Below are 14,086 nucleotides of genomic sequence, written 5' to 3'. Positions count from 1 at the left end.
ATCCATCTGTCTGGCGGAGCGAACCCGGAATCCAGATCCAATTGGTTAAGCCCGATCGGACGTTCGCGAACGCGACATAACAAGTAGAAAGGAAAGCAAAGAGGATTTATGGCAACGCAACGACGCAAGCGCACCCCCAAGAAGGCGGCGCCCAAACGCACCATCTGGCGCACGCTGTTCTGGCTGGGCTTCAAGCTATCCCTGGTGGGAGCGGCCTTCATGGTGGTGTTTGGCATCTACCTCGATACCAAGGTGCGTGAACGCTTCGACGGCGAGAAGTGGCAGTTGCCGGTGATGGTCTACAGCCGGCCGCTGGAACTCTATCCCAGCCAGCGCCTCTCCCAGGCCCAGATGCTGCGCGAGCTCAACATGCTGAGCTACAAGCAGGTGCGCCAGCCCCATACCCCGGGCGAGTATGCAGTGAGCGGCAACCGCATCGAGCTTATCCGCCGGCCATTCGAATTCCATGACGGGGCCGATGCCGCCCGCGGCCTGCGCCTCACCTTCAACGGTGCGCGGCTGGAGGGGATCCAGTCGCTGGAGAACCAGCGTCAGCTCGGCTACGCCCAGATGGACCCGGTGCTGCTCGATCGCCTCAACACCGAGGATCGGGAGGACCGTCTGCTGGTGCGCATCGCCGAGGTGCCGGACAGCCTGCTGATCACCCTGCTCACCACCGAGGATCGCGACTTCTACCAGCACGGCGGCGTCTCGCCGGTGGCCATCATGCGCGCCATGGCGGCCAACCTGCTGGCGGGTCGCACCGTGCAGGGCGGCAGTACCCTGACTCAGCAGCTGGCCAAGAACTTCTTCCTGACCCGGGAACGCAGCCTGTGGCGCAAGGCACAGGAAGCCTACATGGCGGTGCTGATCGACTATCGCTACAGCAAGGACGAGATCCTGGAGGCCTATCTCAACGAGGTCTATCTGGGGCAGAACTTCTCCCAGGGGGTCTATGGCTTCGGGCTCGCCTCCTACTTCTACTTCGGCATTCCGGTCAACGAGCTGGACATCGATCAGGTGGCCCTGCTGGTGGGCATGGTGAAGGGGCCCTCCTATTACGATCCCTGGCGCTTCCCGGAGCGGGCCAAGGCGCGTCGTGATCTGGTGCTCAAGCTGCTGATGGATCACGGCAGCCTGCAACCGGCCGAGTATGAGCTCGCGAGCAAACAGCCGCTCGGCATCATTACCCGCGGCCAGATGAGCTATGGCCGCACCCCGGCCTTCATGGGCCTGCTCAAGCGGGAGATCCAGAGCCGCTTCGGCCCGGATCTGCTCAAGCAGTCCGGCCTCAAGATCTTCACCAGTCTGGATCCCATCGCCCAGCACGCCGCCGAGCAGGCGGTAGAGTCGGGTCTGGCCCAGATCGAGAAGCTGCGCGGCAAGAAGAAGCTGGAGGCGGCCATGGTGGTCTCCGATTGGCACAAGGGCGAGGTGGTGGCCATGGTGGGCGGCCGGGATCCGCGCTACGCCGGCTTCAACCGGGCGCTGGATGCCCGTCGCCAGATAGGCTCGCTGGTCAAGCCCGCGGTCTACCTGACCGGCCTCTCCAACGGCCTGACCCTGGGCACGCCGCTCAAGGACCAGCCGATCCGCATTCGCGGCAAGGATGGCCAGATCTGGACCCCGCAAAACTACGACCGCAAGTTCCGCCAGAGCGTGCCGCTGATGGATGCGCTGGCCAGCTCCCTCAACGTGCCGACTGTCAATCTGGGGCTGCAGGTGGGGCTGGACAAGGTGGTGGACACCCTGCACAAGCTGGGGGTGGAGCAGGAGATCCAGCCCTATCCCTCGCTGGTGCTGGGGGCGGTGGCGCTCTCGCCGATGGAGGTGAACCAGATGTACCTGCCCATCGCCAACCAGGGGCTGACCCAGCCGCTGTCGGCGATCCGGGCGGTGGTCAACAGCGACGGCAGCAAGCTCTATCAGCATGACGAAGCGGCCAAGCGGGTGACCGACGAGCAGGCCAGCTGGCTGACCCTGTTCGCCATGACCAAGACGGTGAGCCAGGGCACGGCGCGGGCGCTCGGTGCCAAGTTCCCCGGCGCCACCATGGCGGCCAAGACGGGCACCACCAACGAGTTGCGCGACTCCTGGTTCACCGGGCTCGACAACAACGAGCTGGTCAGCATCTGGGTCGGACGCGACGACAACACCCCGGCCGGCCTGACCGGTGCCAGCGGTGCCTTGCAGCTGTTCAGCGGTTATATGAGCCAGCGCGGGGTCAACAGCCTGGCCATGAACATGCCGCAAGGGGTGAGCTGGGCCAGCTTCTCCCGCGCCAGCGGCACCCGGGTCACCAGCGACTGCCCCGGCAGTCTGCAGGTGCCGGCCAAGCTGGCCGAGCTGGCCGAGCCCATGGGCTGCGCCAGCCCGGTGTCCAGCCCGGCCAATGCGCTGGACAACTGGTTCAACGGTTTCTTCAACTGACCGCAGCGGGCAGCTCAGGCTGCCCGCTTGCCCGGAGTGCTCATGTCACATCCCCTGTTTGATGCCATCCACCACGTGGCCATCATCGCCAGCGATTATGCGCGCTCGCGCCACTTCTACCACCAGGTGCTGGGGCTGCCCATCATTGCCGAGACGCTGCGTGAGGAGCGCCAGTCGTGGAAGCTGGATCTGGCGCTGCCGGACGGCAGCCAGCTGGAGCTGTTCAGCTTCCCGGCGCCGCCGCCGCGCCCCTCCCGGCCGGAGGCGTGCGGCTTGCGCCACTTGGCCTTTCGGGTCGCTGAGCTCGACCGGGTCATCGCCCATCTGCAGGGCCATGGTGTCGAGGTAGAGCCGGTGCGGGTGGACGAGCTGACCGGCAAGCGCTTTACCTTCTTCGCCGACCCCGACGGCTTGCCGCTGGAGCTCTACGAAGCGAGCCGCTGAGGCAGATCTGCCGCGAGCCCGCATTGCCCCATAAAGAAAAGAAGCCGCCCGGTTAGCCGGGCGGCTTCTTGTCATGGCGAGCAGTGCGTGACGGGGCGATCAGGCGGTGGTGAGCAGGGTGACCGCGACGGCCATCACCAGCATGCCGACCCAGCCGATGGGCTTGAGCCGCTCGCCAAACAGCAGCAAGCCACCGAGGGCGGTGCCCAGGATGCCGATGGCACCCCAGGTGGCATAGGCCACGGCCAGATCGATCTTGCCGGTGCTCACCGCTTCCGACAGCAGGGTGAAGGCACACAGCACCAGCAGGATGCCGAGAAATCCCCAGCCTTTGTGACGAAAACCAACCGAACGGTTGATCGCCATGTTGGCGCCGATATCCAGCAGGGCTGCCCCCAGTACGATGATCAACGGGTGCATACAGCCTCCTTGGCAGCGCCAAGGCTGCGAGCACTGCCAGTACCTGCGGCCGGTTTGTCATGGGCTGTGGCAAGGCGGCGGATGCTGCCGGTGCCTGCGGTCGGTTCGTCATGGGTTTCACCCATTGTCACCAGAACAATACCCACTATGGCCAGCGCCAGTCCGATCAACTCCTGAGCATTCAGGTGGTAGTCGAGGAACAGCACGGAGACGACGGTGATCAGTGCGATCCCCAGTCCCTCCCAGAGCGCGAAGGCAATACCAATGGAGATTGTTTTGGCGGCTTTGGCCAACAACAGATAAGAGAAGGAGATGAGCAGCCACATCGGCAGATAGTTGAGCCAGCCGGCCTCGTTCTCCGGGATCATGGCCATGCTGGAGGTCCCGGCGACCTCGGTCAGGATGGCGCCCGTCAGGAAGATGCGGGCCAGAAGCATGCGATTGAATAACATAAAATGTCCTTTTGTTGCTGCGACGGGGCCATGATAGCTGCAGCTCGCTCAGGCGGCAGAATCGCTGAGCGTCGACAATTCAGACGCTGACGGTTTGCCTTGCGAGAAGGGGGCAAGGTAAGGTGAATATCGGATACCCTGCTCACGACCCAGATCATGAAGCTCTACCAGATACAACTCTTTGTGGAATCAGCCAGCAGTGGCTCCATTGCCAATACGGCGCGCCGGCTTGGCAAGAGTCGCAGCGCCGTCAGCACGGCGATAGCGGCGCTAGAGGTTGAGCTTGGCGTCGAACTTTTTGAACGAGGCGCCAACCAGAGCCGATTGACCGAGATCGGCGAGCAGGTGCTGGATGACTGCAAGCGGCTGCTGCAGGCCGCCAACAGCCTCAAACTCAAGTGCGAACACTACGCCTCCGGCGCCGAGGTGGCGCTGCGGGTGGCGCGGGATGACGCCATTCCCGAGGCGGTGTGGCGGGAGATGCTGGGGGCGCTGCGCCACCAGTTTCCCGGCACCAGCATCTCGCTGGTGCTGGCCTCGCCACCGGAGCTGCCCGCGCTGGTGGAGGAGGGGTTTGTCGACGCCGCCTTCGGCCTCATCACCGAGGAGCAGGAGCGCAGCGGCCTCAACATCGAGGTGCTCAACCCGATCCGCACCCTGATGGTGGTGGCCCCGAGCCACCCGCTGGCCAGCCTGAAGCGGGTATTGCAGCAGGATCTGACCGGTCATACCCAGGTCACCCTCTCCTATGTGGACGAATTTTCGGTCAAGAGCCTGCTGCCCATCGGCGGCCACCACATCGGGCTGTCGAGCTTCGAGCTGATGCGCGATGCGGTGCTCGATGGCCTCGGCTGGGCCGTGCTGCCGTCGCCGCTGATCCAGAGCCAGCTGCGGCAAGGGGAGCTGCTGACCTTGAAGCACAAATTCAGCCTGCAGTGGCGCGACTACGGCGTCTATCTGTCGGAAAATGCCTATCACGGCAAGGTGTTGGCCTGGCTGAGGAAGGCAATCCAGGCCTATCTCGAACCGTTCGAATAAGCCGGCCGGCGCTGGGCGGGCACGAGGGGGGCAAGTGCAGGGGCTTGTGATCCATCACTGCCTGATGGTACATACTGTCAGTACCCTCATGCAGCGCCTGGAGGCGTGAACGATATGAGCAGTGCCCAAGACAAGGACGAGCTCTGGCTGGATGACGACATCATCGAGCTGGATGACGATGAGGCCGTGGTAACCAAAGCGATCAACCCCTGGCAGGTGTTGATCGTCGATGATGAGCCGGATATTCATCATGCCACCCGGCTGGCACTTTCCAACATTCAGTACAAATCCCGCCCGCTTGAACTGCTCAACGCCTACAGCGGCGCCGAAGCGGCCCGCATGCTGCTGGCCAACCCGCGCATCGCCCTGATCCTGCTGGACGTGGTGATGGAGACCGAGGATGCCGGCCTGCGGCTGGTGCACCAGATCCGCAACGAGATGCACAACAGCCTGGTGCGCATCGTGCTGCGCACCGGCCAGCCGGGGCAGGCCCCGGAGCAGCGGGTGATCCTCGACTACGACATCAACGACTACAAGACCAAGACCGAACTGACGGTGCAGAAGCTCTACACCACCGTCATCGCCTCCCTGCGCTCCTACGAGACCCTCTGCGCCATCGACAAGAGCCGGCAGGGGCTCGGCAAGATCCTGGAGGGGGCGGGGGATCTCTATCATCTGCACTCGCTGCGGGAATTTGCCTCCGGCGTGCTCAAGCAGATCAGCGCCATTCTCGACGTGGGCACTGAAGGCGCCATCTGCGCCGAACGCCGCCCCGGCTCGCAGGAGCTGGAGATCCTGGCGGCCACCGGCGACTATGAATCCCTGCTGAGCGATGTGCCGCTCAGCGCCTTCCCGGCCCTGCACAATTCGGTGATGAGTGCGCTGGCCAACCGTTGCAACCGCTTCGAACATCCCCAGGATGCGCTCTATATCGCGGCCCAGAACGGGCGCGAGTTCGTGCTCAATTTCACCCCCACCCAGCCGCTCGACCCGCTCGAGTGCGATCTGCTGGACGTGTTTTGTCAGCGGATCTCGGCGGCGTACGACAACCTCTATCTCTACAACCAGTTGCTGCGTGCCCAGGAGGCGACCGTGGTGGCGCTGGCGGCGCTGGCGGAGTTCCGCGATTCGGATACCGGCGATCACGTGCTGCGGGTGCAGAAGCTCTCCGATGCCATCGTGGCCGAGCTGCAGCAGGCGGGGGCCTATCCCGATGAGCTGACACCGGGTTTCGTCGACATGATCGGCATGGCCAGCATACTGCACGACGTGGGCAAGGTGGGCACGCCGGACCACATCCTGCACAAGCCGGGCCGGTTCGAACCGGATGAACGGCTCATCATGGAGCAGCACGCGGACATCGGTGCCAGCATCTTGCACAAGGCGGGGGAGATGGTGGAGGGCACCAGCTACCTGTCGCTGGGAGCCGAGATTGCTCGCGGCCACCATGAACACTTCGATGGCAAGGGTTACCCGGAGCAGCTGGCCGGCCAGCAGATCCCGCTGTCGGCTCGCATCGTGGCCGTGGTCGACGTGTTCGATGCCCTGCTCAGCAAGCGTCCCTACAAGGAGCCTTGGTCGCTGGCCCAGACCATGGAATACATCCTGTCACGCTCCGGCAGCCAGTTTGATCCCCAGGTGGTGCAGGCGCTCCAGCGTTTGGTCAGCCAGTCGCGGCTGCCATACGAGCTGTGACACCGACCGGAAACAACAAAGGGGCCACTGGCCCCTTTGTTGTTTCCGGCTGCCTGCGCCACCGCGTCGGTTTCGTCAGCGCGGCGTGTAGCGTGTGCGGGGCTGCTGCCGGCGAAACGGCAACAGCACCAGGCTGAGCAGCAGATCGCCAAGCAGGGCTGCCAGCAGGCCTGCCGCCATGCCGCAGACGATGGCGGCCTCCTTGAACGGCACCACGTAGCTGTAGTTTTGCAGGGTATCCTGCCAGAGCTGGGGCTCGGCGCGCAGTAGCAGGTGGGAGAGTTGCCGGTACCAGGGATGGTGCTTGTAGACGCTCTCCTGCTGCAGGGTCTGGCGCTGGCTGACCAGTAGCTGCAGGCTGGCAGCATCTTTGGCGAATACCGGATCCGGGTTGGTGCGGTAGTGGTTGACCAGGGCCGTCAGATCGCCGTTGAAATGCTGGTCCGCCGTCTCCTGAAAAGGGGCCAGGCTGAGGCTGGCCTGTTGCAGGCGGGCATCCAGCCGCTGGTAGTAGAGGTCGATCAGACCCGGGATCTGCACGCCGGCCAGCAGGCCCAGGGCAAACAGCATCATCCGAAGGTAGCTGCGCATAACACTCGTCATCTCGCGAAATAGAGGGACTCCATACTAGCCGCAAGGCTGCAACAGGCCAAGCCGGCAGGGGACGCACCGGCTTTCCGGATAGGAGGCATGACTCTTTCCTCCCTCGTTTGTGTGATTCACGTCACGCTTTTTATGCTTTAAAATACGGCCCCATTTTTCGGGGAGGAGAGTCCGTATGCGCAAATTTATACCCTGTTATCTGTTGGGTGGTCTCATCGCCATCAGTTGGGCCGCTCTGCCCGATCATGGCCCCTGGGATCAGTGGGATCTCGCCGTCTTCCATCTGGTCAATGGCTGGCTGGGTCAGGCTCAGTGGTGGGCCGATCTGGTGGCCGTGACCAACAACCGGCTGTTCGATCTGGCGGTACTCTCCTGCATGGGGCTGATCCTCTCTCGCTGCTTCTGGCGTGCGGACGAGCAGGGACGCCGCCGGCTGGTGGCCATGGGGATCGTCATGCTGCTGGGAGCCCTGCTGATCAACCAGTTCGGTCATCTGCTGCCGGTCAGCCGGCCCAGCCCGACCCTGACGGTGGCGGACGCGCTGCGGGTGACCCAGCTCAGCGGGATCCCGACCAAGGACTCCTCCAGCGACAGCTTCCCCGGCGATCACGCCCTGTTCCTGATGATCTTCGCCGGCTTTGCCCTGCGCCATCTGCCGCGCTGGGCCGGGGTGACCGCGCTGCTGATGGTGCCGTTGTTCTCGGCGCCCCGCATCCTCTCCGGCGCTCACTGGCTGACGGATGTCTATGTGGGGGCCCTGTCGCTGACCCTGCTCTGCTTGCCGCTGCTGCTGTTGACCGGGCTGTCGGATGCGCTGATCGGCTGGATCGCCCAGCGACTGCCACGTCTGCCGGGCTGGCAGTGGCTGGCGGGCAAAACGCCGGCGAGTCAGCAATAAAAAAGAAGGTCGGTGCATACCGGCCTTCTTTTTGGCTACTTCCCGCCGGTGACTGTGGTCGTCGCGAAATGACCATGACTACCACCGGTGGCCCCAGGCCTGCTGGCCCTCATAGACAAGTATTAGCAGATTCGTTCGGGCGTGCTCGTCATGACTTTCTCCAGATAATCGTTTGCATGGGCTGAATGCTTGATCCTGACCAAGATTTTTTATTTTTGCTGCCTTAGAATCGCCGCCCGTTGCTGGAGAACTCTGTATGTTAATTAATCTTTTGCGCCTGATATTCATCATCTGCGCCCTGGTGTTCATCTTCATGCTGGTACGGGCCTGGTGGCACAAACGGCAACAGGGGGAGCTGGAATCGACCCCCTTCTGGCCGGTGGCGGCCATCGGTTTTGTTGCCAATTTTCTCGATACCCTGGGGGTTGGCAGCTTCGCGGTGAAGACCGCCTGCTACAAGCAGTTCAAGCTGATCGACGATCGGCTGCTGCCGGGCACCCTCAACGGTCAGTGCGTGTTGCCGACGGTTACTCAGTCGTTGATCTTCATCGGCGCCGTGCAGGTAGATCCGCTCACCCTCATCGGCATGATGGTGGCCGCGGCCGCCGGGGCAGCCTGGGGGGCGCGCCACGTCGCCTCGTTCGATCGCCAGACCATCCGGCTGGTGATGGCGGTCTCCCTGCTGGTGGTGGCCGGCCTCATCTTCGCGGGCCTGCTTGGGCTGTTCCCCCTCGGCGGCGATGCCATGGGGCTGACCGGTTACAAGCTCGGGATCGCGCTGCTCGGCAACTTCATCTTCGGCGTGCTGATGAACGTGGGCATCGGCCTGTTCGCCCCCTGCATGACCCTGGTCTATCTGCTCGGCATGAATCCGCTGGCGGCGTTTCCCATCATGATGGGCTCCACCGCCGTGCTCAGCGTCTTCTCGGCGGGCACCTTCATCCGCAAGGGGGCCTTCGATGCCAAGGCGGTGCTGGCGGTGGCCATTTTCGGCCCTGTCGGCGTGGTGCTGGCGGCCATGCTGGTCAAATCCATGGACATGGCGATGCTCAAATGGCTGGTGGCCTTCATCGTCATCTATACCTCCTGGACCATGTACGCCTCCTGGCGGGCGGCACGGCGGGCGCCACCACCCCGGCTGGCAGGCGTCACTGGTTAGCCAGTTCGGCGCGAGTCGGTGCTGGCCGTGGAGTATTGACGTGATTACAGGCCTTCAGCGTTATCTATACCTCCTGGACCATGCCCGCTTCTTGGCGGGCGGCGCGGCGGGCACTGCAACTCCGGCTGGCAGAGGTCGCAGGCTGGCCTGCACCAGCGCCGCTTCGGCCCTGGCCCCCAGAAACACATAGAGCCCGAGGGCCAGCAGCAGCCCCACGGCACACCCCATCACACCCACCGCCGGCCAGAGCAGTTCGCTCTGGCCTAATGATCCCTTGAACAGCAACAGCAACCCCTCGATGGAGACCGCGATCAAGATGGCGGCGATGAAGCGGGTAATGGTGCGGCGAATGGCGCTGTGGCGAAAGATGTCCTTATGCAGCAGCACCTCCTCTTCCAGAATGGTTTTGCCCAAGTCGAATACTGCCAGCGCCAGGGTCAGGAAGATGATGGCACTGAAGGCCCCCAGCCGGTTCTGCTGCGCCCCGCACAGCAGCAGATAGAGCTGCTCCAGCCCGTGCCAGATGAGCGTCGCGACGATCAGAAACAGCGCCAGACTCAGTACCACATAAACCCCCTTGAACCAGGGCATGGCCCGACGTCGTTCCCTGTCCCCCATCAGCCAGGCGATGAGCTGGTTCAGACAGAGGGTCAGCTCACGGCCCTGGCCTCTCACGATTAGATGCAAACGGGCTTGCGGCGCCGGTACCGGCGGCAGGATCCCGAGTGGTTCCCGGCTGGGTGCCTGGTTCAGGATAAAGGGATAACTGCTGAGTGAATCGGGCGATGCCGTGAGCAGTCCCAGCAGCAGGGGGGCCAGTTCGGCTTCGTACTCCTGATAGCGTCGCAGCACATCGATGGGGCTCATTTCCGCCATATACACCTCGCTCAAACGGGCTTGCATTCAACTTGCTGGGTGCAAATTGTGGGCCGGTTTTATGACGGGCAGAGGGGCGGGATATGCACCGTTTGGTGACAGTGCTGTGCCATTCGCACAAAGTCTGCACCAACATCGGGCGTACCGAGGGAGATTGAAGCTGCAATAAAAAAGGGCCCGTGAAGGGCCCTTTTGCGACAAGCGGCGGCTTAGCCAGCTAGCTTGGCGAAGCTGCGCTCGGCGGCGGCCAGGGTGTGTTCAATCTCCTTGTCGCCGTGCGCCAGCGACAGGAAGCCCGCCTCGTAGGCGCTCGGCGCCAGGTAGACGCCCTCTTCCAGCATCAGATGATAGAAGCGCTTGAAGCGTTCCATGTCGCAGCGGGTCACCTGCTCGTAGCGGGTGACCTCGGGCTCGTCGGTGAAGAAGAAGCCGAACATGCCGCCGACGTAGTTGATGGCGAGCGGGATGCCGTGCTTGGCAGCAGCGGCTTTCAGCCCTTCGGCGACACGGGCGGTCTTGGCGCTCAGCTGCTCATAGAGGCCCGGCTCCAGCAGCAGATCCAGCATGGTGAGGCCGGCAGCCATGGCCACCGGGTTGCCGGAGAGAGTGCCGGCCTGATAGACGGGGCCGGTCGGGGCGATGTGCTGCATCACCTTCTTCTTGCCGCCGAAGGCGCCGACCGGCATACCGGCACCAATGATCTTGCCGAGGGTGGTGAGATCCGGGTCGATGTTGTAGTGGCCCTGGGCGCCGCGCAGGGAAACGCGGAAGCCGGTCATCACCTCGTCCAGGATCAGCAGGGCGCCGGCCTCGTCACAGATGGCGCGCAGCCCTTCCAGAAAGCCGGGTACCGGCGGGATGCAGTTCATGTTGCCGGCCACCGGCTCGACGATGATGCAGGCGATCTCGCTGCCGTATTGGGTGAAGGCTTCGCACACCGAGTCCAGATCGTTGAACACGCAGGTGAGGGTGTGCTTGGCAAAGTCGGCCGGTACGCCCGGGCTGTTGGGCTGACCCAGGGTCAGCGCGCCGGAGCCGGCCTTGACCAGCAGGGAGTCGGCGTGACCGTGGTAGCAGCCTTCGAATTTGACGATCTTGTCGCGACCGGTGTAGCCGCGGGCCAGCCGGATGGCGCTCATGGTCGCCTCGGTGCCGGAGTTGACCATCCGCACCTGCTCCATGGAGGGGACGATCTGGCGCACCTTCTCGGCCATCAGCACTTCGATCTCGGTCGGTGCGCCGTAGCTCAGCCCTTTCTCCACCGCCTTGATGACGGCGGCCTTGATGGCCGGGTGGTTGTGACCCAGTAGCATGGGGCCCCAGGAACCGATGTAATCCACATAGGCCTGGCCATCCACGTCATAGAGGTAGGCGCCATCGGCGTGATCGATAAAGCGGGGTGTGCCGCCGACCCCATTGAAGGCGCGGACCGGTGAGTTGACGCCGCCCGGAATGGTCTGGCGGGCCTGTTCAAACAGCTGATCTGATTTTGACATGGATCATCCTTAATGGGATTTTGGTCGTCACACAGGCGCAGGTGGCCGATTGCGGCTCGGCAGTCAGGGGACGCTGGAGTATGCTTGCGCTCTTGACCCCGGCCAAGGACTGCCCCGTGTTAAATGAAACGGGCCGACTATAGCAGAAAGGCCCGGTGCTGGGCAGCCGGACAGCAGGCCGGATGATCGTCACCTCCGTCAGCAAACGAATGTGGTTTTTTCATGTCGCAACAAGCTCTCTCCTCCTCCGAACCGCTCTCACCTCCCCGCGGCCCCGTCCTGCGGCGGATCATTCATCAAGACAAGATGCCCCTGCTGGTGCTGCTGTTGGCGGCGCTGGTCGGCACCTTGGCCGGGTTGGTCTGCGGACTGTTCGAGTCCGGCGTGCACTGGCTGGCACAGCAGCGTGTCGACCTGCTGGCCGATCGCCCCTGGTGGCAGCTCGGCCTGCTCGGCTTTGGTTTCAGCGCCTTGCTGGGTTGCATTGGCTATTTCCTGACCCATGCCTTTGCGCCCGAGGCGGGTGGTTCCGGCATTCCCGAGATTGAGGGGGCCATGGACGAGCTGCGCCCGGTACGCTGGTGGCGGGTGTTGCCGGTCAAGTTCTTCGGTGGCATCTGCACCCTGAGCTCCGGCATGGTGCTGGGGCGGGAAGGACCGTCGGTACAGATCGGCGGCAACCTCGGCAAGATGGTGGCGGATATCTTCCGGCTGCCCAAGGAGCATGGCCACGCCCTGCTGGCAGCCGGGGCGGCCGGTGGTCTGGCCGCGGCCTTCAATGCGCCGCTGGCGGGGATCCTGTTCGTGATGGAGGAGATGCGCCCGCAGTTTCGCTACTCCTTTCTGGCCATCAAGGCGGTGGGCATCTCCGCCATCATGGCGACCCTGATGCTGCAGAACATGAAGGGGCAGGGGGCGGTGATCAGCTTGCCTCACTACGATGCGCCTGCCCTCAGGGCGCTCTGGCTGTTCCTCTTCATGGGAGCCGCTTTCGGCGTGCTGGGTTTCGTCTTCAACAAGCTGGTGCTGGCCTGTCAGGATGGTTATCTGGCGTTGCATCAAAACAAACGCCACCGTTTCGTGGCCATCGGGACGCTGGTGGCGGGGACCTTCGGCGTGCTGTCGCTGGTTGCCCCGGCGGTGACCGGCGGCGGTACCGAGCTCATCCCCCATCTGATGGGCGGAGAGTATGCGATGGCCACCCTGTTCCTCATCTTCTCCATCCGGCTGGTGGCCACCCTGGTCTGTTTCTGCTCCGGCGCACCGGGCGGGGTGTTTGCCCCGACCCTGGCGCTGGGCACCCTGTTCGGGGTGGTGTTTGGCCACCTGTTTCATGCGGCCTTCCCGGAGCTGGGCATCGAGCCCGGCGCCTTTGCCATTGCCGGTATGGGCGCGCTGTTTGCCGCTACCGTGCGTGCTCCCATCACGGGGATCGTGCTGGTGACCGAGATGACTGACAACTATCAGCTGATCCTGCCCATGATGATCACCACGGTCGGTGCGACCCTGGTGGCGCAGTGGTTGGGTGGCCGCCCGATTTATTCCCAGATCCTCGAGCGAACTTTACGGCTCGCTGCGCGTCAAAAGCGGGGAGAAAGCGGCGTCACCGCCGGTTAACCCTTTGTCTGCCGGCCTGAATCTGCTTGAGTCGCGTATAGTGAAGGGAGCGTGGCCGCAGTATGCGCAGTAACAAAAGAGGCCTTATGTCCCAGATAGTGAAGTGGTTGGCAGTGCTGATGGTGGGGGCGCTCATCGGCTATTTCGTCGGTAATCGCCAGGAGCTGGCCCAGAGCAGCCTGCTGACGGTGCAGCAGGAGACGCTGGAGCGCCAAGGCAAGGCCATTGGCCAGCTCAAGAGCGAGCTCGGCATCAAGGAGACGCTGCTGGCTACCCAGAAGGCGGCGTTCGAGCAGTTGCAGCAGACGCTCAAGGATCAGGAGGGCCTGGTACAGGAGCAGAAGCGCCAGCTGGCCTTCTTCGAGCGGATCATGCGTCCCACCGGCGAGCAGGTGGGGGTGGTGATCGACAACCTTACCCTGCAGGAGACCAGTATCCCCGGCCGCTATCACTATCGGCTGGTGCTGACCCAGCCCGCCAAGAAGCGCGAGCTGTTTCGTGGTCAGGTACAGATAAAGGTGGAAGGCAGTCAGGGCGACAAGCCCAGAACCCTCGGCAGCCGTGAGCTGGGTATGAAGTTGGGGGAGGGGCGCTATGCGTTGCGTTACTTCCAGCTGCTGGAAGGCAACTGGCAGTTGCCGGAAGGGTTTGTACCGGATCGGGTGCGGGTCACCATCAGCAAGGATGGTCGGCAACCGGCTCAGGAACTGCTGGCTGAATGGGGCGAGGTAATCAAGCCGCTGGTGGTCGCTCCACCGGCACCTGTGCCGGCCGCACAGTAAGAAGCTTGGTGAATACTTGAACTGAATGGTCGGGTATTGGATAATTTCGCGGTTTCCATGTTTGTGGATTTAACGGTTGTGAGGTCAGTAATGAGTGCAGTAGCAGAAGCCCCGTTGCCCATCCAGATGACGGATGCGGCAGCCAACAAGGTGAAGACCCTGATCACCGAAGAAGA

The 14,086-nt window shown here is 63.3% G+C and carries 14 protein-coding genes (1 of these 14 running past the window's edge); 9 read left to right on the top strand and 5 right to left on the bottom strand.

Going from position 1 to position 14,086, the window contains the following annotated elements; all coding sequences use genetic code 11:
- The first annotated feature begins 108 nt into the window (after positions 1–108).
- Positions 109–2,430 (top strand): penicillin-binding protein 1B, encoded by a 2,322-nt coding sequence (gene mrcB, locus AHA_RS17835; RefSeq protein WP_011707274.1) that lies wholly within the window; start codon positions 109–111, stop codon positions 2,428–2,430.
- A 42-nt stretch (positions 2,431–2,472) separates the two neighbouring features.
- Complete coding sequence (gene gloA2, locus AHA_RS17830; protein ID WP_011707273.1) at positions 2,473–2,874, top strand: SMU1112c/YaeR family gloxylase I-like metalloprotein; 402 nt, start codon at positions 2,473–2,475, stop codon at positions 2,872–2,874.
- A gap of 99 nt (positions 2,875–2,973) precedes the next feature.
- Here the strand turns inward: gloA2 and AHA_RS17825 are convergent, their stop codons facing one another.
- Both AHA_RS17825 and AHA_RS17820 read right to left on the bottom strand, forming a co-directional pair.
- Positions 2,974–3,294 (bottom strand): SMR family transporter, encoded by a 321-nt coding sequence (locus AHA_RS17825; RefSeq protein ID WP_011707272.1) that lies wholly within the window; start codon positions 3,292–3,294, stop codon positions 2,974–2,976.
- Positions 3,282–3,746 carry an SMR family transporter gene (locus tag AHA_RS17820; RefSeq protein WP_011707271.1) on the bottom strand — a complete coding sequence of 155 codons (465 nt, stop codon included), beginning with the start codon at positions 3,744–3,746 and terminating at the stop codon, positions 3,282–3,284. The genes AHA_RS17825 and AHA_RS17820 overlap by 13 nt, the downstream gene beginning before the upstream one ends.
- A 156-nt stretch (positions 3,747–3,902) precedes the next feature.
- Between AHA_RS17820 and AHA_RS17815 the strand changes: the two genes are divergently transcribed.
- Together AHA_RS17815 and AHA_RS17810 are read left to right on the top strand one after the other, a co-directional pair.
- On the top strand, positions 3,903–4,784 hold the full coding sequence (locus tag AHA_RS17815; protein ID WP_011707270.1) for a LysR family transcriptional regulator: 882 nt from the start codon (positions 3,903–3,905) through the stop codon (positions 4,782–4,784).
- Positions 4,785–4,898: 114 nt separating this feature from the next.
- The gene (locus tag AHA_RS17810; RefSeq protein ID WP_011707269.1) at positions 4,899–6,479 is read left to right on the top strand and encodes a DUF3369 domain-containing protein; all 1,581 of its coding nucleotides are present in this window, start codon (positions 4,899–4,901) and stop codon (positions 6,477–6,479) included.
- A 75-nt stretch (positions 6,480–6,554) separates the two neighbouring features.
- On the opposite strand, the gene AHA_RS17805 is transcribed toward AHA_RS17810, so the two are convergent.
- Positions 6,555–7,082: a DUF2937 family protein gene (locus AHA_RS17805; protein WP_164927738.1), complete on the bottom strand. Its 528-nt coding sequence runs from the start codon at positions 7,080–7,082 to the stop codon at positions 6,555–6,557.
- 175 nt (positions 7,083–7,257) lie between these two features.
- On the opposite strand from AHA_RS17805, the gene AHA_RS17800 reads away from it, so the two are divergent.
- Positions 7,258–7,980, top strand: a complete 723-nt coding sequence (locus tag AHA_RS17800; protein ID WP_011707267.1) for a phosphatase PAP2 family protein — start codon at positions 7,258–7,260, stop codon at positions 7,978–7,980.
- 256 nt (positions 7,981–8,236) lie between these two features.
- Entirely contained in the window at positions 8,237–9,139 is a 903-nt protein-coding gene (locus AHA_RS17795; RefSeq protein ID WP_011707266.1) for a sulfite exporter TauE/SafE family protein, read from the top strand.
- 60 nt (positions 9,140–9,199) lie between these two features.
- On the opposite strand, the gene AHA_RS17790 is transcribed toward AHA_RS17795, so the two are convergent.
- Both AHA_RS17790 and hemL read right to left on the bottom strand, forming a co-directional pair.
- On the bottom strand, positions 9,200–10,015 hold the full coding sequence (locus AHA_RS17790) for a hypothetical protein (RefSeq protein ID WP_011707265.1): 816 nt from the start codon (positions 10,013–10,015) through the stop codon (positions 9,200–9,202).
- A gap of 209 nt (positions 10,016–10,224) precedes the next feature.
- A complete protein-coding gene (gene hemL / locus AHA_RS17785) occupies positions 10,225–11,511 on the bottom strand; it encodes a glutamate-1-semialdehyde 2,1-aminomutase (RefSeq protein WP_011707264.1) in 1,287 nt (428 codons plus the stop codon).
- Between the two features lie 222 nt (positions 11,512–11,733).
- On the opposite strand from hemL, the gene clcA reads away from it, so the two are divergent.
- From clcA to erpA, 3 genes are all read left to right on the top strand, one after another.
- Positions 11,734–13,128, top strand: a complete 1,395-nt coding sequence (gene clcA, locus AHA_RS17780; protein WP_011707263.1) for a H(+)/Cl(-) exchange transporter ClcA — start codon at positions 11,734–11,736, stop codon at positions 13,126–13,128.
- A gap of 86 nt (positions 13,129–13,214) precedes the next feature.
- Complete coding sequence (locus AHA_RS17775) at positions 13,215–13,910, top strand: DUF6776 family protein (protein WP_011707262.1); 696 nt, start codon at positions 13,215–13,217, stop codon at positions 13,908–13,910.
- A gap of 90 nt (positions 13,911–14,000) precedes the next feature.
- Positions 14,001–14,086 carry the 5' portion of an iron-sulfur cluster insertion protein ErpA gene (erpA, locus tag AHA_RS17770; protein ID WP_005304404.1) on the top strand. 265 nt of this gene lie beyond the right edge of the window, so only the first 86 of its 351 coding nucleotides appear in the window; the start codon lies at positions 14,001–14,003; its stop codon lies beyond the right edge, outside the window.

It is taken from the genome of Aeromonas hydrophila subsp. hydrophila ATCC 7966 (genome assembly GCF_000014805.1).
Classification (GTDB): domain Bacteria; phylum Pseudomonadota; class Gammaproteobacteria; order Enterobacterales; family Aeromonadaceae; genus Aeromonas; species Aeromonas hydrophila.
Note: the sequence above shows the minus strand (reverse complement) of the source record. Positions and strands in the feature narration are given on the sequence as shown.

Coding starts and splice junctions, on each gene's coding strand:
- mrcB (WP_011707274.1), top strand. CDS start 109: ATGGCAACGCAACGACGCAAGCGCACCCCCAAGAAGGCGGCGCCCAAA.
- gloA2 (WP_011707273.1), top strand. CDS start 2,473: ATGTCACATCCCCTGTTTGATGCCATCCACCACGTGGCCATCATCGCC.
- AHA_RS17825 (WP_011707272.1), bottom strand. CDS start 3,294: ATGCACCCGTTGATCATCGTACTGGGGGCAGCCCTGCTGGATATCGGC.
- AHA_RS17820 (WP_011707271.1), bottom strand. CDS start 3,746: ATGTTATTCAATCGCATGCTTCTGGCCCGCATCTTCCTGACGGGCGCC.
- AHA_RS17815 (WP_011707270.1), top strand. CDS start 3,903: ATGAAGCTCTACCAGATACAACTCTTTGTGGAATCAGCCAGCAGTGGC.
- AHA_RS17810 (WP_011707269.1), top strand. CDS start 4,899: ATGAGCAGTGCCCAAGACAAGGACGAGCTCTGGCTGGATGACGACATC.
- AHA_RS17805 (WP_164927738.1), bottom strand. CDS start 7,082: ATGACGAGTGTTATGCGCAGCTACCTTCGGATGATGCTGTTTGCCCTG.
- AHA_RS17800 (WP_011707267.1), top strand. CDS start 7,258: ATGCGCAAATTTATACCCTGTTATCTGTTGGGTGGTCTCATCGCCATC.
- AHA_RS17795 (WP_011707266.1), top strand. CDS start 8,237: ATGTTAATTAATCTTTTGCGCCTGATATTCATCATCTGCGCCCTGGTG.
- AHA_RS17790 (WP_011707265.1), bottom strand. CDS start 10,015: ATGGCGGAAATGAGCCCCATCGATGTGCTGCGACGCTATCAGGAGTAC.
- hemL (WP_011707264.1), bottom strand. CDS start 11,511: ATGTCAAAATCAGATCAGCTGTTTGAACAGGCCCGCCAGACCATTCCG.
- clcA (WP_011707263.1), top strand. CDS start 11,734: ATGTCGCAACAAGCTCTCTCCTCCTCCGAACCGCTCTCACCTCCCCGC.
- AHA_RS17775 (WP_011707262.1), top strand. CDS start 13,215: ATGTCCCAGATAGTGAAGTGGTTGGCAGTGCTGATGGTGGGGGCGCTC.